Source organism: Pseudomonas sp. GL_093, from assembly GCF_057837605.1.
This window is the reverse complement of record NZ_CM174448.1, coordinates 2,444,191-2,466,546: the sequence shown is the minus strand read 5'-3', so window position 1 is coordinate 2,466,546 and position 22,356 is coordinate 2,444,191. Positions and strand designations below refer to the sequence as shown.

The 22,356-nt window shown below is 57.8% G+C and carries 24 protein-coding genes; 21 read left to right on the top strand and 3 right to left on the bottom strand.

The features are described from left to right. Positions 1 to 33 precede the first annotated feature (33 nt). The 9 genes from AC3IUE_RS11275 to AC3IUE_RS11235 are packed head-to-tail and all read left to right on the top strand — an operon-like array spanning position 34 to position 7,501. Complete coding sequence (locus AC3IUE_RS11275; protein WP_193864049.1) at positions 34 to 369, top strand: integrative conjugative element protein, RAQPRD family; 336 nt, start codon at positions 34 to 36, stop codon at positions 367 to 369. Further along, the gene (locus tag AC3IUE_RS11270) at positions 366 to 605 is read left to right on the top strand and encodes a TIGR03758 family integrating conjugative element protein (RefSeq protein ID WP_193864050.1); all 240 of its coding nucleotides are present in this window, start codon (positions 366 to 368) and stop codon (positions 603 to 605) included. Before AC3IUE_RS11275 ends, AC3IUE_RS11270 begins: the two co-directional genes overlap by 4 nt. 17 nt (positions 606 to 622) lie before the next feature. Further along, the gene (locus tag AC3IUE_RS11265; protein ID WP_003174125.1) at positions 623 to 994 is read left to right on the top strand and encodes a TIGR03745 family integrating conjugative element membrane protein; all 372 of its coding nucleotides are present in this window, start codon (positions 623 to 625) and stop codon (positions 992 to 994) included. A 7-nt stretch (positions 995 to 1,001) separates the two neighbouring features. Then, positions 1,002 to 1,415, top strand: a complete 414-nt coding sequence (locus AC3IUE_RS11260) for a TIGR03750 family conjugal transfer protein (RefSeq protein WP_489267390.1) — start codon at positions 1,002 to 1,004, stop codon at positions 1,413 to 1,415. Further along, positions 1,412 to 2,053, top strand: a complete 642-nt coding sequence (locus AC3IUE_RS11255) for a PFL_4703 family integrating conjugative element protein (protein ID WP_489267388.1) — start codon at positions 1,412 to 1,414, stop codon at positions 2,051 to 2,053. The genes AC3IUE_RS11260 and AC3IUE_RS11255 overlap by 4 nt, the downstream gene beginning before the upstream one ends. Beyond that, complete coding sequence (locus AC3IUE_RS11250) at positions 2,050 to 2,862, top strand: TIGR03749 family integrating conjugative element protein (protein WP_489267386.1); 813 nt, start codon at positions 2,050 to 2,052, stop codon at positions 2,860 to 2,862. Before AC3IUE_RS11255 ends, AC3IUE_RS11250 begins: the two co-directional genes overlap by 4 nt. Beyond that, positions 2,852 to 4,369, top strand: coding sequence for a TIGR03752 family integrating conjugative element protein (locus tag AC3IUE_RS11245; RefSeq protein WP_489267384.1), 1,518 nt, complete (start codon positions 2,852 to 2,854; stop codon positions 4,367 to 4,369). The genes AC3IUE_RS11250 and AC3IUE_RS11245 overlap by 11 nt, the downstream gene beginning before the upstream one ends. Beyond that, the gene (locus AC3IUE_RS11240; protein WP_133076178.1) at positions 4,332 to 4,748 is read left to right on the top strand and encodes a TIGR03751 family conjugal transfer lipoprotein; all 417 of its coding nucleotides are present in this window, start codon (positions 4,332 to 4,334) and stop codon (positions 4,746 to 4,748) included. Before AC3IUE_RS11245 ends, AC3IUE_RS11240 begins: the two co-directional genes overlap by 38 nt. Then, positions 4,748 to 7,501, top strand: a complete 2,754-nt coding sequence (locus AC3IUE_RS11235; protein WP_489267382.1) for a conjugative transfer ATPase — start codon at positions 4,748 to 4,750, stop codon at positions 7,499 to 7,501. The genes AC3IUE_RS11240 and AC3IUE_RS11235 overlap by 1 nt, the downstream gene beginning before the upstream one ends. A 41-nt stretch (positions 7,502 to 7,542) precedes the next feature. On the opposite strand, the gene AC3IUE_RS11230 is transcribed toward AC3IUE_RS11235, so the two are convergent. Then, positions 7,543 to 7,800, bottom strand: a complete 258-nt coding sequence (locus tag AC3IUE_RS11230) for a LasR-specific antiactivator QslA (protein WP_489267380.1) — start codon at positions 7,798 to 7,800, stop codon at positions 7,543 to 7,545. A gap of 179 nt (positions 7,801 to 7,979) precedes the next feature. Here AC3IUE_RS11230 and AC3IUE_RS11225 point away from each other — a divergent pair, with 179 nt between their 5' ends. The 5 genes from AC3IUE_RS11225 to AC3IUE_RS11205 all read left to right on the top strand — a co-directional run bounded on the left by AC3IUE_RS11225 (position 7,980) and on the right by AC3IUE_RS11205 (position 12,554). Further along, a complete protein-coding gene (locus tag AC3IUE_RS11225; protein ID WP_401117622.1) occupies positions 7,980 to 8,234 on the top strand; it encodes a helix-turn-helix domain-containing protein in 255 nt (84 codons plus the stop codon). 105 nt (positions 8,235 to 8,339) lie between these two features. Beyond that, positions 8,340 to 9,296 (top strand): TIGR03756 family integrating conjugative element protein, encoded by a 957-nt coding sequence (locus AC3IUE_RS11220; protein WP_489267377.1) that lies wholly within the window; start codon positions 8,340 to 8,342, stop codon positions 9,294 to 9,296. After that, positions 9,293 to 10,675 (top strand): integrating conjugative element protein, encoded by a 1,383-nt coding sequence (locus AC3IUE_RS11215; RefSeq protein ID WP_489267375.1) that lies wholly within the window; start codon positions 9,293 to 9,295, stop codon positions 10,673 to 10,675. The genes AC3IUE_RS11220 and AC3IUE_RS11215 overlap by 4 nt, the downstream gene beginning before the upstream one ends. A 3-nt stretch (positions 10,676 to 10,678) precedes the next feature. Then, on the top strand, positions 10,679 to 10,987 hold the full coding sequence (locus AC3IUE_RS11210; protein ID WP_489267373.1) for a hypothetical protein: 309 nt from the start codon (positions 10,679 to 10,681) through the stop codon (positions 10,985 to 10,987). Between the two features lie 10 nt (positions 10,988 to 10,997). Then, entirely contained in the window at positions 10,998 to 12,554 is a 1,557-nt protein-coding gene (locus tag AC3IUE_RS11205; RefSeq protein WP_489267371.1) for a conjugal transfer protein TraG N-terminal domain-containing protein, read from the top strand. A gap of 8 nt (positions 12,555 to 12,562) precedes the next feature. On the opposite strand, the gene AC3IUE_RS11200 is transcribed toward AC3IUE_RS11205, so the two are convergent. Then, on the bottom strand, positions 12,563 to 12,928 hold the full coding sequence (locus tag AC3IUE_RS11200) for a DUF3742 family protein (RefSeq protein ID WP_489267369.1): 366 nt from the start codon (positions 12,926 to 12,928) through the stop codon (positions 12,563 to 12,565). A 456-nt stretch (positions 12,929 to 13,384) separates the two neighbouring features. Here AC3IUE_RS11200 and AC3IUE_RS11195 point away from each other — a divergent pair, with 456 nt between their 5' ends. Together AC3IUE_RS11195 and AC3IUE_RS11190 are read left to right on the top strand one after the other, a co-directional pair. Further along, on the top strand, positions 13,385 to 13,714 hold the full coding sequence (locus AC3IUE_RS11195) for a hypothetical protein (protein ID WP_489267367.1): 330 nt from the start codon (positions 13,385 to 13,387) through the stop codon (positions 13,712 to 13,714). Between the two features lie 136 nt (positions 13,715 to 13,850). Further along, positions 13,851 to 14,813 (top strand): ArdC family protein, encoded by a 963-nt coding sequence (locus AC3IUE_RS11190; protein ID WP_489267365.1) that lies wholly within the window; start codon positions 13,851 to 13,853, stop codon positions 14,811 to 14,813. 140 nt (positions 14,814 to 14,953) lie between these two features. On the opposite strand, the gene AC3IUE_RS11185 is transcribed toward AC3IUE_RS11190, so the two are convergent. Continuing rightward, positions 14,954 to 15,148 carry a DUF7740 domain-containing protein gene (locus tag AC3IUE_RS11185; RefSeq protein WP_489267363.1) on the bottom strand — a complete coding sequence of 65 codons (195 nt, stop codon included), beginning with the start codon at positions 15,146 to 15,148 and terminating at the stop codon, positions 14,954 to 14,956. 229 nt (positions 15,149 to 15,377) lie between these two features. Here AC3IUE_RS11185 and mobH point away from each other — a divergent pair, with 229 nt between their 5' ends. From mobH to AC3IUE_RS11160, 5 genes are all read left to right on the top strand, one after another. Further along, positions 15,378 to 17,105, top strand: a complete 1,728-nt coding sequence (gene mobH, locus AC3IUE_RS11180) for a MobH family relaxase (protein WP_489267361.1) — start codon at positions 15,378 to 15,380, stop codon at positions 17,103 to 17,105. Positions 17,106 to 17,581: 476 nt separating this feature from the next. Continuing rightward, a complete protein-coding gene (locus AC3IUE_RS11175) occupies positions 17,582 to 18,739 on the top strand; it encodes an ATP-binding protein (RefSeq protein WP_489267359.1) in 1,158 nt (385 codons plus the stop codon). Position 18,740: 1 nt separating this feature from the next. Further along, positions 18,741 to 20,966, top strand: coding sequence for a hypothetical protein (locus AC3IUE_RS11170; protein WP_489267357.1), 2,226 nt, complete (start codon positions 18,741 to 18,743; stop codon positions 20,964 to 20,966). Positions 20,967 to 21,073: 107 nt separating this feature from the next. Next, entirely contained in the window at positions 21,074 to 21,544 is a 471-nt protein-coding gene (locus AC3IUE_RS11165; protein WP_489267355.1) for a hypothetical protein, read from the top strand. Then, entirely contained in the window at positions 21,541 to 22,299 is a 759-nt protein-coding gene (locus AC3IUE_RS11160) for a hypothetical protein (protein ID WP_489267353.1), read from the top strand. The genes AC3IUE_RS11165 and AC3IUE_RS11160 overlap by 4 nt, the downstream gene beginning before the upstream one ends. Positions 22,300 to 22,356: the final 57 nt, after the last annotated feature.

The following is a 22,356-nucleotide window of genomic DNA, read 5'->3' as shown; positions in this document are numbered from 1 at the left end:
GATTCTGACTCCATATCACTATGGGCCAGCATCATGCCGACTTCCGCCTTTCGCTGCTCGTTGCTACTTTCGCTAGCTATCGTCCATGGCAGTAGCTATGCCGCATCGGCTGATGAGCAAGTACAGCTAAGCCTGGTCCAACAGCAACTCGACACTATCGAACGCCTTACGACGCGAGCCGAGTTAGCCAGTACCCCTGAATCAAACGAACGCTATCGCTTCGACTACCCCCAATTGCTCCAAGACATCCAACGTATCCGTCACGGTGTGCAGAGCTACCTGTCCCCCTCCCGCGCTCAACCCCGCGATCCCAGTGAACTGTTAGGCGATTACAGCCTCGACACTCCGTCCGCGGAGCCCTCGCCATGAGCATGACCGACGCCCAGACCGCTGCCTTCCAAAACGCCTCCGGCTTTTCGGCGCAGAGCAGTTCAACTTTGTGGCTTTCCCTGGTCCTCGTACTGACCTTGCTCTGGTGTACCTGGGTGATGTGGACGGCTTACCGAGGGTGGGCAGCCGGTAGCGTGCGCTTCGGTGCCTTCGGTGGCAGCGCCGCTCGCGTGCTGCTCGCCCTACTCGTTCTGATGTTCTTCACCCTGTCCTAATCCAGGAGATCGCCGTCATGCTCAAGTGCCTAGTCCCCCTTAAAAACAACCTGCGTGATCGTGCGAGCCAGCGCTTGATCGGTCTGCTACTGGTGCTCGGTCCAAGCTTGGCTTTTGCCGAATTACCGACCATGGAAGCACCCTCCCGTGGCGAAGGATCCGGCTTGATCGAGACGATCAAAAACTACGCCTACGACGGCGGCATCCTGCTTGGTCTACTGATCGCCCTGCTCGCTTTTCTCGGTGTGGCTTGGCATTCCCTGACTGTCTATGCCGACGTACAGAACCAACGCAAGACCTGGAAAGACTTGGGTGCGGTGGTCGGTATCGGTGCTCTGTTGGTGGTGATCATCATCTGGTTCCTGACCAAGGCCGCCGCGATTCTGTGAGGTCGACATGAACGACACGATTGAACGCCTTCCTGACGGCACCCTTGTCTTTCTGCCGGAGCGACTCAATCGCGATCCTGCCGTACTGCGAGGTTTGACCAATGATGAGATGTGGGTGGCGCTCGGTGTCGGCGCACTCGTCGGCCTGTTGATGGGTGTTCCTCTGGCGCTCGCCACCGCCTCCATTGCCATGGCGCCGACCGGCATGATCGCAGGCATGGCGCTGGTGTTATTTGCCGGTGGCACACTACTGCGTCGGGCAAAACGGGCCCGCCCCGAGACCTGGTTGTACCGCAAGCTCGAATGGGTACTGGCCAGTCGTTGGCACCTGGGTCGCGGAAGTTTGATCCTCCACTCCGGCGCCTGGACCGTTCGCCGCTCGCGTCGACTGCGCCCTGCCCTGTCTCGGTGGCAACCATGAGCCGTTTTCGAAACAAGGTGGATGCCCAACAGGCGCATATCTTCAGCCTGCGTCTGGCGGTAATGATCCTCGCCCTGGTCTGTGCCGGTCTCTGGTATGGCTGGCGCTCGGCACCGACCGATCTGACCGTGCATGTCCCCCCGGATCTGCGCTCGGGCAGCACTCGCAAATGGTGGGATATTCCCTCAGAGAATGTCTATGCCTTTGCCCTGTACATCTTTGGCCAACTCAACCGCTGGCCCTCGGATGGCGAGCAGGATTATCGCCGCGCCATCCATGGCTTGCAGTCCTACCTGACCCCCGCCTGCAAGGCCTTCCTCGACGGCGACTACGAGTACCGCAAGGCCGCCGGCGAACTACGCCAGCGGGTGCGTGGTGTCTACGAAATTCTGGGCCGAGGCTACAGCGAAGATCCGGAACTCAGGGTCAAGCAACTCGACCGCGACAGTTGGCTGGTCAAGCTCGACCTCAATGCCGATGAGTATTACGCCGCTGAACCGGTGAAACGGGTGGTCGTGCGCTATCCATTGCGCGTGGTGCGTTTTGACCTGGATCCCGAGCGCAATAAGTGGGGGCTGGCATTGGATTGTTATCAGGGCACTCCGCAAAAAATCTCCCTGCCTGGAGGTGAGCCATGAAGTGGATTGCTACCCTGGGACTCACCGTCGCACTGATGCTATGGGGAGTTGCGGCGCAGGCCGTCGAGCTGATGCGCTGGGAACGCCTACCCCTCGCGATCCCACTGGTGATCAATCAGGAGCGGGTGGTCTTTGTCGATGAAGATGTTCGAGTCGGCGTGCCCTCGACCCTAACGGACAAGCTACGCGTGCAATCAACTGGCGGCACGCTGTACCTGCGCGCGTCGGAAGCCATTGCCCCAACCCGACTGCAACTGCAATCGGTCGCGACGGGCGAGATCATCCTGCTGGATATCGCGGCCACGCCTGGTGATCAACCGCTGGAGCCCGTGCGTATCCTCAAGAACGCTCAGGCGCAGTCTGCCGAGGCTGAATCTAGCACTGTCCCTGTTCCAGCACGCACGCCGATCCCGGTCGCTTTAACGCGCTATGCCGCACAGAGCCTGTACGCGCCGCTGCGCACCGTAGAATCCCTACCCGGCGTACGCCGCGTACCGCTCAAGCTGCGCACCGAACTGCCGACCCTGCTGCCGACCGAAAACGTCTCCAGCACGCCCATTGCCACCTGGCGACTCGGTGATTACTGGGTGACGGCGGTGAAGTTGCGCAATCGTGGTTCAGAGACGGTGCAACTCGATCCACGTCGGCTTCAGGCCACGCTGTTCGCCGCGACCTTCCAGCATGCTTTCCTAGGACCTGTCGGCAGTGCTGAAGACACCACGATCGCTTACCTCGTCACTCGCGGTGCTGGCCTCGAACACGCCGTGCTGCTTCCGCCCGTTGCGCGAGGTGCTGACGATGAAAGCTAACGCCTTGCTCAAATGGCTGGTGCCGGCTGCGCTACTGGCCGTGGTGTTGATCATCCTGAAAAGCTGGGTCGCGGGTAGTAGCACCTCCTCTCCAGAGCACCCTGTTGATCAGGGTAATATTCAGTTATCCGCCGAGCAAGCCAAGTCGCTCGGCATTGCTGGCGATACCCCCCGCGACACGGTCGCCACTCTGGTCGGCCAGGTGAAGGCCATGCGCAGCGACATGCTCGGGTTGAAGAAACACAACGATTCGCTGCAGACGGAGAACAACCGCCTGCGCGAGCGGGAAAACAGTGTCGACTCGCGTATCCAGACGGCGCTTGGAAGCGTGACCCAGCAGGTCGACGAAGGCCGCCGACAAGCCAACGAAGCCCGACTCAAGGCGGAACAAGACAGTCGTCAGGCTCGCGGCCTGCTGACGCAATTGCAGGAACAGTTGTCGGGGCTGACCGGCAAAGGCAAGGACATGCCGATCGGATTGGGGCTAGAGCCGGGCGATGGGGCTCAGTTCGAAGGGCGACACTCTGCCACTGATACGCTGCTGTGGATTGAACCCTCGGATGCTTCGTCCACCAACGCCAGAGGCAAAACCACGACTTCCTCCGCACTGAGCCTGCCTACCGCTTTCAACTCTCTGGAAGGCTTGAAAGACAACGCGATTGATCGCAGCCAGAAACAGCTACGTGCAGTTACCCAGGGTGAGCGCGACCTGACGCGATCCGTTGATCGTACCGAAGGCGCGAAGCCGGTCTACACGATCCCCGAAAACGCCACGCTGATGGGCTCGGTCGCCATGACCGCGCTGATCGGCCGAGTCCCGGTGGACGGCACCGTGAATGACCCCTATCCCTTCAAGGTGCTGGTCGGTCCGGAGAACCTGACCGCCAACGGCATCGACCTGCCGGACGTCGCAGGTGCCGTGATGAGTGGCACGGCGTCCGGGGACTGGACCCTGTCCTGCGTACGCGGACAGGTCGAGTCAATCACCTTTGTGTTTACCGATGGCACCATCCGCACGGTGCCTCAGCCGAAGGCGGTAGCCAGCCGCACTGCCTCCACCACCCAGAGCTCGAACACCGACAAGATCCGTGGCGGGCTCGGTTACCTGTCCGATCCGTATGGCATTCCTTGCATCGCTGGCGAGCGCCGCTCGAACGCCCAGCAGTACCTCGGTAGCCAGAGCCTGATCACGGCGGCCGGTGCCGGTGTCGCCGCCTTACTCGGGGATGAGCGGAACAACAGCAGTGTGATCAGTTCGGGCGGCAGTACGCTCGGAGTCACCAGCAGCAGTGGCAATAGCGCACTGAATTCAATTCTCAGTGGTGGGGTCAGCGATATCCGCGAGTGGGTCAACAAGCTCTATGGCGAGGCCTTTGCTGTCGTGTACGTGCCACCGGCCGCACAGGTCGCGCTGCACCTCGACCATGAGATCACCATCGACTACGAGCCCAAGGGCCGGAGCGTTCGCCATGAAAAAGACCATGCCTCTCTGCCTGACCTGGATTAGCGTGCTCTGCTGGGTTCTGGCGGGGTGTTCCACCGACAAGGACACGCTGCTGCCCCATGGCGAGCAAACCATGCTGGACATCTGGAACGGCGCCGGTTCGCAAGGCACTCAGCAGCAACTGCTGGAGGCTCGACAGCAGTTACGCCGCCCGTTGGCTCAAGCAGATTTCTCCGTTGGTCTCCAGGAACCGTACACGCGCACAGCGGCGAACGAGATCCGCAACCTGTTCCCTCGTTTGCCCAATCCCGATCTGGTGCTGTATGTATATCCGCATTTGAGTGGTACCGAGCAGGCACCGGTCCCGGGCTACTCGACCGTCTTTCCGTTCTACCAACGGGTGCAGTACGCATTACCCGGTGAACGTCAGGAGGACTTGTAGTGCGTACCGGCGATTCAGGCAACCGCACTCCCGCGTGGAAAGCTTGGCGCAACCCATTACGCCCGCGCGCCACAGTGGCCGATGAAGCCGCAATGTACGCGCGCAACCCCAGCTTCACCGATCACCTGCCGTGGGTCGAGTACCTCGACACCGAGCAGTGTTTTCTGCTCGATGACAATCGCTCGGTGGGCGCGGTGTTCGAGTTACTGCCCGTCGGCACTGAAGGGCGCGAACCCGATTGGCTGATGGCGGCCCGCGATGCCCTTGAAGATGCCCTGCAGGATAGCTTTGACGAGCTTGATCAAGCGCCTTGGGTGGCACAGTTTTTCTGCCAGGATGACAACGACTTCTCCCCCTACCTGAACCGGCTCACTGGCTATATTCAGGACAGCGCGCGAGGCACCATCTTCACCGAGGCGTATTTGGAACTTAGCCGCCGTCATCTGAAGGTCATCGCCAAGCCCGGTGGTTTGTTTGAGGATAAGGTGGTGACGCGCCTGCCCTGGCGTGGCAATAACCGACGGGTGCGCCTGGTGGTCTATCGCTGGCTTGAGTCTGACGCTGAGGAGACGGGACTCACCCCAGTGCAATCCCTGCAACAGACTTGCGAACGTATCGCGGCTTCGTTGCAGGCGTGCGGGGTGCGATCGGCGCGAGTCGATGGCCGAGGTCTGTATGCCTGGTTAGTGCCCTGGTTCAATCCAGCCCCCAAGCTCACCGATGAATCGCCCGAGGCGTTCTACCGCCGCGTGGCCTACCCGGAGTCGGGCAACGGTGAGTCCCTGGAACTGCCCTTCGATCATGACTTTGCCGAGCGATTGTTCTTCAATGAGCCGCGTTCGGATGTGCAGCACGGGCTCTGGTACTTCGACGGCCAACCGCATCGGGTCATGGTGGTGGACAAGCTACGGCGGGCGCCACTGATTGGCCAACTCACTGGCGAAACCCGCAAGGGTGACGCGGTGAATGCCCTGTTCGACCAGTTACCCGAAGGTACGGTGATGAGCCTGACCTTGGTGGTCAAACCCCAGGATGTACTTGAGGATCAGTTGAACCGCCTGGCTCGCAAAGCCATCGGTGAAAACCTGGCCTCGACCCAGACCCGCCAGGATGTCGAAGAGGCTCGCGCAATCATCGGGCGCCAGCACAAGCTGTACCACGGCACGCTGGCGTTCTACGTGCGCGGTCACGATGAGCAGCAGTTGCACCAGCGCTCGGTCAGCCTTGCCAACGCGCTGCTGGGTGCGGGCCTACAACCAGTGCGGGAAGGCGATGAAGTCGCCGCCTGCAACAGCTACCTGCGTTGGTTACCGATGGCTTACAACCCATCCCGCGACACACGTAACTGGTACACCCGTCTGATGTTCGCCCAGCACCTGGCGAACCTCGTTCCAGTCTGGGGCCGCAGCACGGGCACCGGCCATCCGGGTATCACTCTGTTCAATCGTGGTGGCTCGCCGTTGAGCTTTGATCCGTTGTCACGACTAGACCGGGCCATGAACGGCCATCTGCTATTGTTCGGCCCAACAGGCGCCGGCAAGTCGGCCACCCTAGTCACCCTGCTGATGCAGGTCATGGCCGTGTATCGTCCACGGCTGGTTATTGTCGAGGCCGGCAATTCGTTTGGTTTGCAGGGCGACTACTTCGCGACACAGGGCCTGTCGGTCAACAAGGTCCAGTTAAAACCTGGCGCCTCGGTTAGTCTTGCGCCCTTCGCCGATGCCTGGCGCCTGGTCGAGCAACCGGATCAGGTGGCAAATGTATCGATCGATGAGTGGGATGATGAAGCCGTAGCGAGTCGCGAAGACCAGCGCGATATTCTCGGCGAACTGGAAATCACCGCCCGCCTGATGATCACTGGCGGCGAGGCCAAGGAAGAAGCACGCCTGAGCCGGGCCGATCGCAGTCTGATTCGCGAATGTATTCTGGATGCGGCGCAGGCGTGTGTCGCAGCGTGCCGCCAGGTACTGACCCGCGACGTGCGCGACGCTTTACTGCGCGTCGCCGCCGATACGCACTTACCGGAGAAGCGTCGTGAGCGTGCCCAGGAAATGGGCGAGTCCATCGACCTGTTTTGCCAGGGTTTCGAGGGCGAACTATTCGATCGCGAGGGCACGCCTTGGCCCGAGAACGATGTGACCATTGTCGATCTGGCCACTTACGCTCGCGAAGGCTATGAGGCACAGATGTCCATTAGCTACATCAGCCTGATGAACACCGTGAACAACCTTGCCGAGCGCGACCAGTACCTGGGCCGACCGATCATCATGGTCACCGACGAGGGCCATATCATCACTAAAAACCCGCTACTGGCGCCATTCGTGGTCAAGGGGACGAAGATGTGGCGCAAGCTCGGCGCTTGGTTCTGGATGGCGACGCAAAATCTTGCTGACTTTCCGACTGTCGCACAGACCATGCTCAATATGATCGAATGGTGGATTTGTTTGAACATGCCGCCGGCGGAAATCGAAGAGATCGCCCGCTTCAAGAAGCTCACACCAGCGCAAAAAAACCTGTTGCTGTCCGCCAGCAAGGAACCAGGTAAATACACCGAAGGGGTCGTACTGTCGAAGAAGCTCGAGACGCTGTTTCGGGCCGTGCCACCCAGCCTCTATCTCGCCCTGGCTATGACGGAGCCCGAGGAAAAAGCCGAGCGCTGGACACTGATGCAGGAGAATAGTTGCTCAGAGTTGGAAGCGGCTTACCGGGTAGCTGAACGGATCGATAGAGTGCGAGGAATAGAACCTGCATAGGGAAATCTATTCAGGTATCGCGCTCTAAAGCGAGCGACGGGTTACTGTGATACGCCTCGAAGCCGCTGCTGGATTCTCAACAGGAATCCGGCTTCAAAAGCATCTTGGCAGTTACCAACAGGAAAGGTCTTGCGTGTTTGCGCCAGCTCCCACCACAGTGGAATCTCGCCGGGCGTATCAAGCCAAGCCTGAGCGCATTGCACCCCACGTTCGATCATCGGCGCAAACTCGCTGCCCCAAGGTGTCAGAAGACTTGAGCAACCATCCGCCGCAGGTATTGAAATGTAGTTTTCGTTCATACACATCCTAAAACACCCTAGATTTCTGATTTATTGTCGGACGCGGAATCCAGCCTCGAAAATCGTAACGAAACCAAATGAACGCTCGATAACAGGCATGAACACAAAATGGCCTAGTTCAACGCAAATGTAGACTATATCCCGTGGATTGAGAGTCCCTCAAGGCGCAATTTGCGCGCATGACTCAAGACTACGAACAGCTTCGTCTGCATCTGGCGGAAAACATCCGCTTGATGCGACGCGTGAAAAACCTTACCCAAGAGCAACTGGCGCTCATGGCCGAGGTGGATCGCACCTACGTCAGTCAAATCGAACGATGTACGGGTAATCCGTCGCTGTTGGTCCTGTGTAAGCTCGCCAATATTTTCGAAATTACCGCAGATCAACTACTTACAGAGCCAGACATCCTGCGCAGCTCCCTTCACGTCAAATAATAGTCTCACGTCTCGCAAATCCGATACATCCACCTTCATTTTTTCCACTGACAGTCTTCAGTCCGTAACCGAACCTGCCCAGGCCATACACCAAGAGCCTGGATCATGCCTGTTGCCTGCTCGTCAATCCCGCCCACAAAGCTACGGCCTTTGGCGCTATGCATCCTGCTAGCGTGCGGCCCAAGCATGGCGCTGGACACGGGCAGTATCACGTCCTCCGTGCTTTCTCCAAACTGTCTCGAATACAGGGTCGTCGGCATTTGTTTCTGGCTCCTCTGCACGCCCTTCGGCTGCAAGGTCAAAACCTCGACCAAGGTTCGTCATTTCATTCCTGAACTGGTGGTCTCGAGCTACGCCACCACCGGCAACAATCCCTGGGCCGAGATGGCCACCCTCTCTTTCCCCATCAGCGGTGCGGAAGGTGGCGGCCACCTGATCACACCGAACACCCGCCGCGACAACCTGCCCCGCTTCAAGAACGTCGACGGTATCGGCCACCCCGGTGGCTGGGCCGCAACGCAACTGGCTTCTCAAGCCGGCTATGCCTGCGCCAGCGGTGCAACTGCGTTCATTCCCTACTACTTGAGCACCCTGGACTCACTGGCCTGGCGTCATGGCATTCCGGAAAGTCTCTATCCCGAGTCGCTCATGCCGGGGATCCGTGAAATTGGTCGTCAGGCTTCGGGAAATATGTGGGGCAACGTCTATCCCCGGCAGGGCTTTCTAGTACAGCCCGACGACTTCAAAGCCGCCGCAGTCATGGCGCAACGGGCCGGTGATGTGATTACCCGCAGCTGGCAACCGCATGTGTACTTACCGCTCACGCCCGCCAAACGCGACGGCTACTGGCCGCCTGGTCCTATCGTTGAAAACGATGCATCAACCCACAAATGGCAATTGCTCTACCCCCAGGTTCAACCGACGTGCGCCGTCTTCCCCAGCGATCCGGTACAGAGCGCGGATGGCGGCTACGCCTGGTCGTTGTGGCGGCCCTATAGCTGTTGCAAGCGTGAGGGGCAGACCTTTCTGTTCAGCATCGACTTCGAAGGCGGTGCGTCATGAGCCGGCCTCGCGCGCGACCATGGTTGGGCATGGTGAGTCTGTTGCTCTACGGACTGCTCGCCATTGTCACGCATGCCCACGCCGCCGAAGGCGATTACCGCCTGGGCACTCAAGGCGAAGTGCTCGACGACCGGGTGATGTACACCATCGGTGGCGGCTCGGCAGCGGGCTCGCCGAGCTCACTCTACCGACCCAGCGGTCTCGGCGTCGGCGGGTCCTGGCGAGCAAACATGATGTGCGGAAACATGAGCCTTACCAATACCCTGCAAAACCAGCTGAACGGTGTCACCGAAGGTTTCCAGCAGATCATGGGCAGCATCGTGCAGAACGCGACCCAAGCGGTGATGTCGTTGCCGGCGTTGATCATCCAGCGCGCCAATCCCGGCCTCTATGAGTTGTTGAGCAACGGGGTGATGCAGGGTCGTATCGACTTCGATCGCTCCAAGCTGACCTGCCAAGCCATGGCCGAGAAAATGGCGGACAAAGTCGGTCAAGCCGGCTGGGGTGCGCTGGCCAAGAACCAGGAGATGCAGGGCAATCTGGAGCAAACCGGCGGTGATGCGGTGGCCGCGGTGAAAAACACCGAGGCCCATAACGGCAACAATGGGGTGTCCTGGGTCGGTGGCTCGAAGGCTGGTGGTAATGGGCAGACGCCCATTCGGGTGACCTCCGACGTAGTGCGCGCGGGCTACAACCTGCTGCATAACCGTCCGGTGGATGACAGTACCTCAGTCAGTAGCAGCGACTGTTTGGGTGGAGCCATTTGCCAAACATGGGCCTCGCCCCAGGAGGAGTCCGAATGGGCCGTTCGCGTGTTGGGCGAGAGCGAAGTCTCGACCTGCGATACCTGCGAAACCCTGCGTGCTACCGCTGGCAGCGGATTGACGCCGCTGATTCAGGAGGCCTACAGCGAACGCCTCAAGGCCCTGCAAGGGCTGCTGTCGGGTTCATTGCCGCCTACCCCTGACAACCTGGCTAAAGCCTCCAGTTCAATGCTGCCGGTGACCCGTGGCGTGATCGAAGCCCTGCGCGACGATCCCGACCAGGATCTGCTGGCGCGACGCCTGGCCAGCGAGACAGCCTTGTCCAGCGTGTTAGACAAGGCGCTCCTGCTACTGCATACCCTACTGGCGGGCAGTCACGAACCGAACATCGCCTCAGCCGAGCCGGCTCAGGCCGCCTTGACAAAAAACATCGACGCCTTGGAGCGCGAAATACGCCTGCTGCAGACCGAGCTGCAGGTCCGGCAGACGCTCGCCACCAATACCGCCAGCCTGGTGCTCGATCGGCATGCCGGTGGTGCTGATGCTTCGCGTACCGTCGAGCAAGGCGACCCCGAGCCCGGCCGACTCAATGATGCTGACGCCAGGCGTAAGTGAGCCATGAAACACTCACGGCTATTCACTTTGCTTTCGAGTCTGGGGATTGCCGCGGTGATGATCCTGACCGCCGCACTGGCCGCCTGGATCGGCCGCGCTGCGTTGGGAAGTTTCGAGGCCTTGCAGCAGGCATTCGAATCCGTACGACCCTATCTGCGGTGGTGGCGTGCCCTGCTCTACGGCGCCCTCTTTGCGCTCTGGTGGGATCTGCTTCGGCGCAACCGACATCGACCACAGGATCGACTGCGCGTGAAACGCATCGGGACTTTAGGCCTCGTGCTCTTTACCTGCATCGAACTCACACGACTGTGAGGTCACCACCATGCTCATGAGCACCAACAGCTACCTGGAGTTTTACCTCTCCCTGCTGGCCTGGATCATCAACAACGGCCTCTGGAGTGTACTGTCCGATACCGGGCTGTTTGCCGCGCCCTTTGGCGCGATCATCTTGCAAGAATGGTTATCGGCCCGTCAGCAAGGCGCAGATGAAGGTAACAAGGGACTGCTCTCGGTACCGCGGATCGAGAACCGTTTATGGCTGGCCTACATCGTTGTGTTGTTCGGCTGCGCGCCCGTCTTTCCGCTGAGCCTCGCATCAATGGCGTTCGATGATGCGTCGAGCCAGCGCTGCGGCGTTAGTGTGGCCAAGCCAGCAGAAACAGCCTGGGGAACCACCTTCAACACCATTGGCGAGCAATCTGCCAACGTGCCGATCTGGTGGTTTCTGGTGCATGCCTTGAGCAAAGGTGTGACCGCGGCGGCCACCGCCTCCATCCCCTGCGCGCCGGATATCCGGCAGATGCGCATGGAGATCGACAGCTCGCGCATCGACAGCCAGGTACTGCTGCAGGAGATCGCCGATTTCACCCGCGACTGCTACGGCTATTCCCGTTCTCGGCTGTTTACCAACCGCCCGCAGTTGGACAAGTCTCAAAGTCACGACGCGTCCTGGATTGGCTCAAGCTATTTTCTCGACACGCCCGGCTACTACGACACCGATCGCTCACGTACACCGCGAGTCAGTTGGCCGTATGACGACAACCGCGATGTTTCCTTGCCGCGGCTGGAAAATGGCGCGGGCTACCCCACCTGCAAGCAGTGGTGGAGCGATAGCGATGTCGGGTTACGCGAGCGCTTGATCCAGCAGGTCGACCCTTCGCTGCTGACTCAGCTGAAAGGTTGGTTGACTGGCCGCTCGAGCAACGAGATCGAGGATGCCACACTGCGTGAGCTGGTCAGCCCGCGCCAGCAATCGATGTCCATGTCGCCCGGGCAGGTGTACCAGGACTATGGCTCCAGCGCCCGTGGTGGGTCGATCAATCAGGGTCTCAACAACCTGGCCACCAATACCGGGCTGGCCCTCGGTTCCTTTAGCAACTTCCCGGCGATGAACGCGCTACGCGCCGCCCTACCGATGGTGCAGGCCTTTCTGATCATGGGCATCATCATCAGCTTGCCGCTGATTCTGTTTGTCAGTACCTACCAGTTGAAGACCGTCATGACGGTCACGTTCGCACTATTCACCTTGCACATCCTGACCTTCTGGTGGGAGCTGGCCCGCTGGGTCGACTCCAGCATGCTCGATACCCTGTACAAACAGGTTTCGGCTTCCAATCAGGTTCTGTTGTCGCTGCCCACATCCGGACTTATGGATGGGACGGTCACCGCGCAGGTAATTGAGTATGTGATGGGGGCGATGTTCATCGTGCTGCCGATGGTCTTTCTAGCCGCAATGAGTTGGGCTGGGTATAGCGTAGGTTCAGGTGTAGAAGGAATGCTCGGCCGGGGAACCCAGGCTGCGCAGACAGCGAGCTCTAGCGGGACCTCTCAGTTGATAAGCGGAGCAAGAATTATTTCAGGTAAATCGGGCTCAAAATAACCATAAGGTTACTTCAGTGAACCCCATTTATCGTACCGCTCAGGCCAAGACGTCCTATGTATTGGATCATCGAGATCATCAATATCTGGAGTGTCTGAATCTTGAACTGGGATAGCTGCTAATGCGACGAATGTGCACATCAGAACAAACAACCAGAAGCTAACAAAAAGAAATGCGCCGAGCAGGGCCAACTGGGCAATCCAAAAACTCCCGCGAACAAGTAATTTACCTGCGGGCATACCTGCCGTCACAGCACGCTCAGCTACGCGGGACTCAAACATTTTCAACTTACGGTAACCACGCTTTACCGACATGCCACATACGTACGCCCAGCGGTGGGCACGTGAATTCTGAACAGGTTGCTGAGTCGGCATGGTCTCGCCCTCTTCTGAGCGTTTTCATGGTTGAGACAGGAATAACAGCCTACTACTGAAAACGGTCCGTGCCTGACCGTTTATCAGTTTACCCAGCCGAATAATCTTCACTGGAAGACAGAAGACTAGCCGCGTGAAACAGCTTCTCTACAGCGATTGACCCATATAAATCGTCCGGCTAAATACAAGGTACGGATCGCTGTTATCGACAGCATCTTCCCAGGTAGCCAGAGCCTTCAAGACTACGTCACTTCGGTGATGGTTCTCCCCAAGTGCGATTAGCGTTCGGTAGCTCGCACGGTCACCGTTTCTACGGTGATGAACGCCTACTGCTCTCCTGAGCGCCTTTCGAGCTCTGCTCGCCAGGCAAATCCTCTTGTTTTTCTTCAACCCACCGCGGGGAGATCCTTTCCCCCAACGGGACAGGTTTCTTCGCGTCTTCAACGGAGGCACACCATGTCCGACTCACTTACACCGGAAATACTGAACACCCTTCGGTTGCCCATTGTGTTCACTCCTGGCGCGTGGCAACGCGCAGTACTGCTCGAGCGCTCAGGTCATCCTGAGAGGCTGCAGGTCGATCGGCTGAGCAACGTATTGCGCGCAGCCTTCGAGGCTCACCTGGCCTATCCACACGAACCCTATGTGGTGTTCGAGGTAGCCCACATCGCGCCAATGGGTCATCCACACGATGACCCGTTGCTGCAACTGAGCCTTAGCCTGCTCCTTGAGCCAAACCAACCTGGCGCCTTGCTGATAGCTCTCGCAGGAGAACACCAACGCTAAACGCATACGACCGTACTCGGCATCCAGATCCACACTCAGATGGCATGCAGGTCCTGCATCAATCCAACCCATCACCCACCGGGGAACCCTCCCCGACGGGTAAGGCGTTCCTCCGTTTTCTCTCGAGGAAAATGCCATGCGCGATATCTACCAAGATGTGACTGACAAGATCGTTACCGCTTTGGACCAAGGCGTTACCCCCTGGATTAAACCCTGGTCTCCAAGTGGCTCAGCTTACGTCAATCATCACCAACCCTACCCCATCAACGCAATCACGCGTCGCCCCTACTCGGGCATCAATTTACCTTTGCTCTGGGCCGAGGCCAGGTTGCAGGGATTCACTCAAGATCGTTGGCTGACCTTCAACCAAGCCAAAAAAGCCGGTGGGCACATCCGTAAGGGTGAGCAAAGTGCCCTAGCTGTGCTCTACAAGCCGATGGAGCGCGAGGAACAGACCGAGTCAGGCCAACCCGTACTCGATGAAAACGGTCAGCCCAAGGTCGCTCACTTCGGTATTCTCAGGACGCATTTTCTGTTCAACATCGAGCAAACGGAGGGGCTCGAAATGCTCAATGAAACCCTGCTCGAGACGGAACCGAGTGATCCCTTCCAGCCCAACAGCGTTGCGGAAAACCTGCTGTTAAGTTCGGGTGCACACATCGTTCATCGATCTGCCGACGAAGCCTTTTACCACCCGATCAGGGATCTCATCCAACTACCGAAAAAAGGACAATTTCACGATGAAGGTGGGTACTACGCCACCGCACTTCACGAGCTGACGCACTGGACTGGGCATCACTCTCGGTTGCAGCGCGAAGGGGTGACTTCATCCTGTCCGTTCGGCTCGCCAGGCTACGCTTTTGAGGAGTTGATCGCCGAAATGGGCGCTGCGTTTTTATGTGCCTACACCGGTATACAGGGAGAGTTGCGGCACGAGGGCTACATCGATTCCTGGCTCAGTCTGCTCAAGGCTGACAAGCGTGCGATTTTTCGCGCCAGTGGTCACGCCCGCAGTGCCTCGGAGTATGTGCTCAACCTGGAGCAGCAACCGAAGCAAGTGGCCCTAGTCGACTCGCCATGCATGAACAATGGAGCTTAATCGTTACCTCACCGCTGCAAACGCTTCATAGGGCCCAACGCGAGTTGGGCCCTTTTTTCTGTGTCCAGAAAACAAACGGCATCACGCTGCGGGCCCCTCACGTAAATGACAATAGATGCCCACACGCCAACGGCGAGTTGTCACTCATCCAGGTTCTGCGCCAGAAAATCCACCAGCTCGAGTGGACTCCGGCTATCGATCACCTTGTAGATCAGATCGCGTTTACTGCGCGGTAACTTCTTGACTACGCTCTTCGCCGAGGCCCTGACGGCTTCGTCTGTCTCATGGATACGTGCCGCGAGCAGCAGCACCAGCGTGGCGTCAGTAAGATTCATGGCAAGACCCGAGAAAATTCGCACCGCAGTGTACCGACTCTCCCCTTTTCCGTACTAGCACGCGCCTCAAACAAAACGGCATCAGGAGAAATCGATATTCCGATTGCCGCACAAAGGGACACGCGCCAAAAGGACGGGTAAGGGTTGGAAGGGAATGGGGACTCAAAGGTAAGAGCTCTATCCGAAAAGGCTAAAAGGCCACTGACCCAGCCACTTCCCGGAGGTCACGATGCTCAGTCTGTTTCGCCACAAAAGGCAAAAGCTTCCTCCGCCCCCGACCGTGAGCGTCGCCGAAGGTTACCTGCCCATCGAGTCAGCCCATAGCTTGCTAGCAGCGGAGCACCGCCGCCAGTTGCTCGATCGCATCTGGCAGTACACCGCCCTCTCTCACGCACAGTTCATCCAGCTCTATTTAAATCCAATCCATCGCTACGCTGAACAGGTCCAGCAACTCCCGGCCAGTGAGTCGCACCACCATGCGTATCTCGGCGGCATGCTCGACCATGGACTGGAACTGATCGCTTGCAGTTTGAAACTGCGTCAGTCGTATCTGCTGCCCACCGGCGCTGCGCCCGAAGACCAAGCCGCCCAGACTGACGCTTGGTCGGCCGGCATCGCCTACGGCGCCCTGCTGCATGACATCGGTAAGATTGCGGTGGACCTGGTGATCGAACGCCAGGATGGCCGCCTTTGGCATCCGTGGCAGGGGCCGCTGGATCAGCCCTACCGTTTTCGCTACCTCAAAGGTCGCGACTACCACCTGCACGGCGCCGCCGCTGGCTTGCTCTACACCCAGATTCTCGATCGCCCGATCTTCGATTGGCTCAGTGGATTTCCGTCGCTGTGGGCCAGCCTGCTGTATGTCCTGGCCGGTCAGTACGAACGTGCCGGCGTGCTGGGTGAGTTGGTGATTCAAGCCGACCGCGTCTCCACAGCACAGAACATTGGCGGTAACCCAAGTAAGGCGCTGCAAGCGCCGATTCATTCGCTGCAACACCACTTGATCAGTGGAATACGTCATCTGGTTCAACACGAGCTGAAACTCAACCAGCCAGGTGCCGCGGGTTGGTTGACTCAAGACGCACTTTGGTTGGTCAGCAAGGCGGTCACCGACAAGCTGCGAGCCTATCTGCTGTCCCAGTCGATTGAAGGAATCCCCTCGTCCAATATCGCCATGTTCGACGAGCTCCAGTCCCATGGGTTGGTTGAGTCCACCCCGGAAGGCAAAGCCATCTGGACCGCACTCGTGGCACAGGGAAACTGGCAGCAGAGCTTTACCTTTCTGCGCCTTCAACCGGCGTTGATCTGGGGGAACGAAGACCGACCTGAGGCTTTCAGCGGAACGGTGAGCGTTACAGCCGATGGCCACTCGAATGACGCTTCGGCATCACCACCAGCGCCAAAAACTGTCAGTACAGGATCGCGTCAGAGCTCTTCGCAGCCAGATACCATGGCGATGGAGGATGCTGACTACCTCGGCACTCTGCTGGATATGTTCGAGCTGGAAGAGTCTGAGGTCAGTGACGCATCGTCACCAAGCACTTCCGAAAGCTCAAATCCCTCGTCGGAAGACCCTGGTCAGGCATTTCTGAATTGGGTCAAGGAAGGTATCCAGAGTCACAAGCTAATCATCAATGACAGCAAGGCCAAAATCCACACGGTGAGTGGCAGCGTATTTCTGGTCACGCCTGGTATTTTTCAGCGCTATGCCCAGGAGTTTCCGAGCATCTCAATGGGTGCCGATCACGAAGGTGAAGAATGGCGATGGGTGCAGAAACAGTTCGAGAGGCTGAAAACCCACAAAAAGCGCGACGATGGTTTGAATATCTGGCTCTGTCAGGTGGAAGGCCCCCGGAAGAAGGCAAAACTCAAAGGCTATCTGCTAGAAAACCCAGCATTATTTTTCGAAGCTGGGTCCATGCCTGCCGACAACCCGTTTCTAAAACTCGAAAAATAGTAGATTTCCATAGCTTCGAGTCGATGCTCCGGTGGCGGGAAGCCAGCTCCATCTGCAGCACAATGGCATACTCTGGCCTGCAACGTATTGCACTCCAAAATGACAACTACCCACACTAGGGCAACCATAAATTTACTGAAAACAGCCCTCGCTCATCTCATTCGGCACACTCACTCTGAAATGCCCCACGGAATAGGCCCTTTCTCCCAGGCCAATTGCGAACTCTGCCCGCCCCAACCGGTGAGCAAACCATTCGCAGCTTCGATTGCCTTTCATCCAGCCCAACTTCCAAAAGCCAGGCCAGCAGTGATCACCGCTCCTAACATGGTGAAAGACCACGTCGGTCTGCGCACAATATCATTTTGCTTTTAGTCTCCCTATCGCCCGCATCAAGCCAAACGATATGATGAGACGTGGGTGTGTCCAAGCCAGGAGCCTGGTTCAGCACTCGGAACGATGGACTGTCAGAGGTGCTGATGAAGATCACCAGAAACCTGAACACCTATGATATCGAAGACATGTACCCCCTTTGCCACACGGATGCTTTCCTCCGCCTTCCCGTGAGCATGAGTCATGGGGGGCTACTCGGAGTTGATGCCTCGCTCGCCCAACTGGTAATCAGTTGGGCTCGCGCGCAAGAGCAAAGCGTATTGCATCTTTTCGCAGACGCGGACAACGCAACCGAGCAAATTTCACAATTGGGCAGGACGGCCGCAGGGCTCGCCGCGCTGATCATGTGCTCCAGCATTGAAACGGAAGCACATGAGCCAATCGACAAACGAGCGGCACTCACCGTCATAAAGCCGCTCATTGAAGCGATGTATGACGGTGATCTGAAGAACACCTCGAATGAGCGAGGTGCACGCCCCAAAACGATCAATCTCTTCAGCATCAATTTCGCCAAGATGGAGTACATCAAGCCGTTCTATTACGGCGAACGGAACCCGCAGATCCATCCCCGGGCTTCGTTCTCGAGCCTCATCGAGACGTCGTCCGCATTGATGCACACGAAGCACGAGAAGAATGCGCTGAATCGAGGCGGGTTGCCGGCATTAGGAAGCGTGCTGGCCGAACTCATTTCAAACGCTGATCAGCATTCCGTTACGGATGTGCACGGCGTCAAGTACAAGAAGGGCCTGCGAGGCACCTCCGTGAAGGCCAGCCGGATCAAGAAGCAGGATGTTCACCTTCATTCGGACAGGGAACCAGAATTCGCCAGATTCATCGTCAAGAACATGGTCAAGGGCGAAGATTACCTCGACTTTCTCGAAATCTCTGTGATCGATAGCGGGCCTGGGCTCGCACGGCGGTGGCTTTCCGCAAGGCAAGGTGTGCCGATTGAAGACTTGGGAAATCTCCCCATGGATGAGGAGCTACAAGCCACCCTGGACTGCTTCAAAAAGCATGTTACGACCAAAGATTCTGTCACATCAGGCATGGGGCTGCACAATGCCGTCCAGGCGCTCAACAAGCTCAAGGCATTTGTACGTCTACGCACAGGAAGACTCTGTCTCTATCAGACATTCCAAGGCCATGAGCAAGTCGTTGAGTACAACCCCAAAAACTGGAGCGGTGACCGTGAGCTGGCGGCAGCTGAAGGCACTGTATTCACCATCTGCATTCCGGTGAATTGACATGCCTGATTTGTTCGATTTCGAGGTTTCTCTCACCCCCTCCCCTGACGCCGAACCGGCTCATGTTGTCGTGTTCTTCACCGGCCCTGAAAGGATCGATGACGCTCATATCACCGAGGCGCTGCAGAAACGGCTGAACGAGTACATTCTTCCTGACCATGTCACGTTCCTGGTACCTGAGTGCTATCAAGATTGGATCAAGGATCAGTGCACTGACAAAAAAACATCTATCGCAATCGCGCTCCAGCGTCGCGGCGCCGGCACTGCTCCATCCTATGGCTTCTCCTTCTTCAACGAGCATGGCGACATTACCAAGCATGTGATCGTCGCAGGCGCTGCCAAAGGGGTTGGTCGGCTCATCACCGGTGGGTCAGACAAAATCATCCAGGCTGGGATGAAAAAGCTGGTGAAGTGCACCTCTGTCCTCACCAAGGCTCCTGCAGGCTTCCTGTTCTCGAAGCCATCGTCCAGGTCATCCAATTATTTTATTCGAGCCGAGAATTTGCTGTCCGAAACCCTTCACTCTCACTTTCTGGCATTTTCGTGCCTGCGGGTCCTTAAGGAGGCGTCCAAGGATGGCATGCGTGAGCCCGATACCATCTATCTCGATACGATGGCTTTCCTGCCCATCGCGCTTTCGATCCAGCTATTCCAAGCCAAGTTCGATAAGCAAACGATCCTAAGCATCAAGTCATTCCACTCCCACGATGGTTTGAAAGATGGGCCACTCCCAAACGGAGCATCCTCGCTCTGTTTGATCTCCGCCTCGACCAATTGCGGACTCGCCAAGGAGTGGGTGAAGGTCAATGGAGCGCCGCCGAACCGCGTGGCGACCTTCCTCTCGTTCTTGTCTGAATCCGAATGGTGCACCGTTCTTCACACCATCGAAAAACCAGAAGATTTCGAATCACTAGTCGAAGCAGAGTCCAGCGAAGCCAAGCAGATGATTCGCATCCATGGGGAACGCTTTGCCGCGCAGCACACCGAGACGAGGTTGCTTAACATCAGCATGGATCACTTGCCAGGTGACCTACAGACCAAGTTTTACTCGTTCATGGGCAAGGGGCTCTTCAAGTGCTTCAGCCAGGTTCCCCAGCGGGAGAGGCAGCGTACCGTCCACATCGATAAGGAAAAGCTTGTCGCCACCGACGATTTCAAGATTTGGTTCAACAAAGCCCTGCTTGAAGAATCCCCAGCATCAACATCACTCATCATCCACGACGATGATGCAGCCAGCCAGAAAATGGCTAACGATGCCCTGGACTTCCTCAAGGCCAGAGGACTGAATTGCGATGTAGTCAGCGCGTCAAAATTCGATCCACAGGAGAAGTTCGATGGCTCGGTGATCATCGTTGCAGCTGCAGCCGAGCGAGGTTCTCTTCTCCTAAGCATTAGTCGCCGGCTCCGCTCAGCTCAAAACTCAGGCACGCGTGTATACATGGTGGGTGCGCTGTTCGGCCGTTCCTACGAACTGATGAAGGAGCTGACTGCCAACCTTACTCAGCCGCCTAAAGGCAGTCGAAGATATGTGTTCAAGACGTACCTCGAAATCCCAGCTGCCAGCCTGGCTTGCAACAGCCATTGGCATCAGGAACACCAGCTGTTGAGCAGGCTGATCACCTTCGATGGCAACGACGTATCGTCCTTGGTACAGACTCGCGTCGACGCTTTTGACAATGCAGGTGCCAACGGCCTCACCGATCACGCCTTCTGGCAGAGTAGTTATCAAGAAGGAGAAATGCGGCTGACAAAGGGTTTTGCCTTCGTAAGCGGTACTAAAGATGTCACGGTTGCTACCTGTGTAGACATTTTCCTAACCATCTTGTGGATCCTTCAGAACGCCCGGGAAAACGCCAAGATCAAGGATGCGAAACGACTTGAATCTGGCGAGCTCCAGCAGGTGCTGCTGACGCCTGAAGTCTTCTCTCGTTACGACGACGGCATCATACAAGGTGCATTCCTCAGAGCTGCCTTACCTACAGAGCTCGACTATAGCGCCCATGAAACATACAGCGCGTCCATGGCAGATATCATCTTGCGTGTCGTCCAGGGCTACGGGTTCGAACGCGGTGACGCTGCTATGGAATTCATCACTTCACTGGCGATTGGAAAGATTCGTTTGCACAAGGAGGTCGACGAAAAACTTCGAGCTAGCATCAAGCTAGCCCTTGAAAACAAGGTCGGCGACATAAGGCTTCTGCTGGGCGAGGAAGCTGCGCCGTTCTAGTTCAGCCCCTATACGTGACACCGACCGCCTTGTTGATAGCTATTCGGTCAGAAACACGCCTCGCATAGCTGCCAGAGCCGCGGTACAGGAACATCCATGGAGGAAGCATGCAGATCAAATTACAAGGTGAGGACGACCTGGAACAGGCGCTTCGCGAGATTCATCGACGAGCCTGCGCGTATGAGGGGCCATTGATGCACCAGTTCGTGGAGCTGGCCAAGCTCAGCGCACCAGTCGAGCCTGATGAGCACCTTGGAGAGGAGCTCCAGGATAATAGGTTAGGCAGTGGCAACGCGGAACCCGCGAGGCGCAGCGAGACCAAAGAGCGATTTGAAGAAGCCCTGTCGTTGCTGATGGTGCTCGCTTTTCCGGTGAACAGCGGAACCGAGCAAGCAGTTCGCCGCGAACTCAACGAGGTGCTCGCGCGCGATCAGCAGGTCGAGTCAATGCAGATGCGCGTCGGCAACCGAAAAACCAGCCTGCGACGTAACCTTGGACGGCGCCCGACGAAGCAGCAAATTGCGTTGCGGGGAGCGTTGCTCAAATTTCTCCCACGTGAGACCAAGGAGGATTTATGAGTACGACTCCATCCATCGCGGCAGGCGTCAAGAAGAAAAAGAAGAACCAACCGGCACCACCGGACTTGGTCAAAGCTGTGGGCGCGCTCTTCGACATTGCCGCGAAAGCACCTCCCCCCCTTCAACTACAAGCGATGGCTCGCGACAAGCTGTACGAAATGCTGGTTCTTGCTCGTTTGCTGCGGGTATTTCGGCGAGCGCACCCTAAAGGGTCGATCATTCATCGACCACCATCCAAGGGAGGTAAGGCGTCAGAGGTCGTCGTGGCGAGTAAACCAGCTCTGGCCGATCGCAAAAGGTTCTCGCACTTTGATCTGCTCGATGCCGCTGGACAGCCAGTGGGGGAAGCTTGGACCTCGGTCGAGTTTGAGTCGCTAAGCTGGGCGCATAACGGCGGAGCTCCGGGCAAGGCCCCCCGCCAGGCCCGACACGAGCTTGACGTCTGTGTACTTGAGCCAGGCGCAGGTGAGCGTCCGTCCCACTCGCAGATCTTTGCGGGCATCAGTTGCAAAGACGTGCGCAGTTCCTCGAAGGAGAACGTACGTGAGGCACTGGGGCTGCGGCGCGAGACGGCGTTCCTGCAACCGCCTTTGCAAAGCCTCGCTCCTTGGTTGGTCACTGAGGTCCCCGCGGAACCGAGTGCACCGATCCTTCTCATCAGCTCCGATGTCGGTGTAAGGAAATACTCGTCACCAGTTGACGCCCTGGGCGTCTATGTCCGATTCGTGCGCCGACCGTGGGAAGCAGAGGTTTAAGTCTGGATTGATCAAGCCGCTAAGCCTGGAAATTTCAGCGGCATGCTCCCACTTTCG

What these genes read in the sequence shown, in the direction of transcription:
- AC3IUE_RS11240 (WP_133076178.1), top strand. Translation starts at nt 4,332, where the DNA reads ATGAAAAAGACCATGCCTCTCTGCCTGACCTGGATTAGCGTGCTCTGC.
- AC3IUE_RS11195 (WP_489267367.1), top strand. Translation starts at nt 13,385, where the DNA reads ATGTCCGACTCACTTACACCGGAAATACTGAACACCCTTCGGTTGCCC.
- AC3IUE_RS11250 (WP_489267386.1), top strand. Translation starts at nt 2,050, where the DNA reads ATGAAGTGGATTGCTACCCTGGGACTCACCGTCGCACTGATGCTATGG.
- AC3IUE_RS11255 (WP_489267388.1), top strand. Translation starts at nt 1,412, where the DNA reads ATGAGCCGTTTTCGAAACAAGGTGGATGCCCAACAGGCGCATATCTTC.
- AC3IUE_RS11220 (WP_489267377.1), top strand. Translation starts at nt 8,340, where the DNA reads ATGCCTGTTGCCTGCTCGTCAATCCCGCCCACAAAGCTACGGCCTTTG.
- AC3IUE_RS11245 (WP_489267384.1), top strand. Translation starts at nt 2,852, where the DNA reads ATGAAAGCTAACGCCTTGCTCAAATGGCTGGTGCCGGCTGCGCTACTG.
- AC3IUE_RS11190 (WP_489267365.1), top strand. Translation starts at nt 13,851, where the DNA reads ATGCGCGATATCTACCAAGATGTGACTGACAAGATCGTTACCGCTTTG.
- AC3IUE_RS11230 (WP_489267380.1), bottom strand. Translation starts at nt 7,800, where the DNA reads ATGAACGAAAACTACATTTCAATACCTGCGGCGGATGGTTGCTCAAGT.
- AC3IUE_RS11265 (WP_003174125.1), top strand. Translation starts at nt 623, where the DNA reads ATGCTCAAGTGCCTAGTCCCCCTTAAAAACAACCTGCGTGATCGTGCG.
- AC3IUE_RS11225 (WP_401117622.1), top strand. Translation starts at nt 7,980, where the DNA reads ATGACTCAAGACTACGAACAGCTTCGTCTGCATCTGGCGGAAAACATC.
- mobH (WP_489267361.1), top strand. Translation starts at nt 15,378, where the DNA reads ATGCTCAGTCTGTTTCGCCACAAAAGGCAAAAGCTTCCTCCGCCCCCG.
- AC3IUE_RS11160 (WP_489267353.1), top strand. Translation starts at nt 21,541, where the DNA reads ATGAGTACGACTCCATCCATCGCGGCAGGCGTCAAGAAGAAAAAGAAG.
- AC3IUE_RS11170 (WP_489267357.1), top strand. Translation starts at nt 18,741, where the DNA reads ATGCCTGATTTGTTCGATTTCGAGGTTTCTCTCACCCCCTCCCCTGAC.
- AC3IUE_RS11275 (WP_193864049.1), top strand. Translation starts at nt 34, where the DNA reads ATGCCGACTTCCGCCTTTCGCTGCTCGTTGCTACTTTCGCTAGCTATC.
- AC3IUE_RS11205 (WP_489267371.1), top strand. Translation starts at nt 10,998, where the DNA reads ATGCTCATGAGCACCAACAGCTACCTGGAGTTTTACCTCTCCCTGCTG.
- AC3IUE_RS11200 (WP_489267369.1), bottom strand. Translation starts at nt 12,928, where the DNA reads ATGCCGACTCAGCAACCTGTTCAGAATTCACGTGCCCACCGCTGGGCG.
- AC3IUE_RS11270 (WP_193864050.1), top strand. Translation starts at nt 366, where the DNA reads ATGAGCATGACCGACGCCCAGACCGCTGCCTTCCAAAACGCCTCCGGC.
- AC3IUE_RS11185 (WP_489267363.1), bottom strand. Translation starts at nt 15,148, where the DNA reads ATGAATCTTACTGACGCCACGCTGGTGCTGCTGCTCGCGGCACGTATC.
- AC3IUE_RS11165 (WP_489267355.1), top strand. Translation starts at nt 21,074, where the DNA reads ATGCAGATCAAATTACAAGGTGAGGACGACCTGGAACAGGCGCTTCGC.
- AC3IUE_RS11175 (WP_489267359.1), top strand. Translation starts at nt 17,582, where the DNA reads ATGAAGATCACCAGAAACCTGAACACCTATGATATCGAAGACATGTAC.
- AC3IUE_RS11210 (WP_489267373.1), top strand. Translation starts at nt 10,679, where the DNA reads ATGAAACACTCACGGCTATTCACTTTGCTTTCGAGTCTGGGGATTGCC.
- AC3IUE_RS11215 (WP_489267375.1), top strand. Translation starts at nt 9,293, where the DNA reads ATGAGCCGGCCTCGCGCGCGACCATGGTTGGGCATGGTGAGTCTGTTG.
- AC3IUE_RS11260 (WP_489267390.1), top strand. Translation starts at nt 1,002, where the DNA reads ATGAACGACACGATTGAACGCCTTCCTGACGGCACCCTTGTCTTTCTG.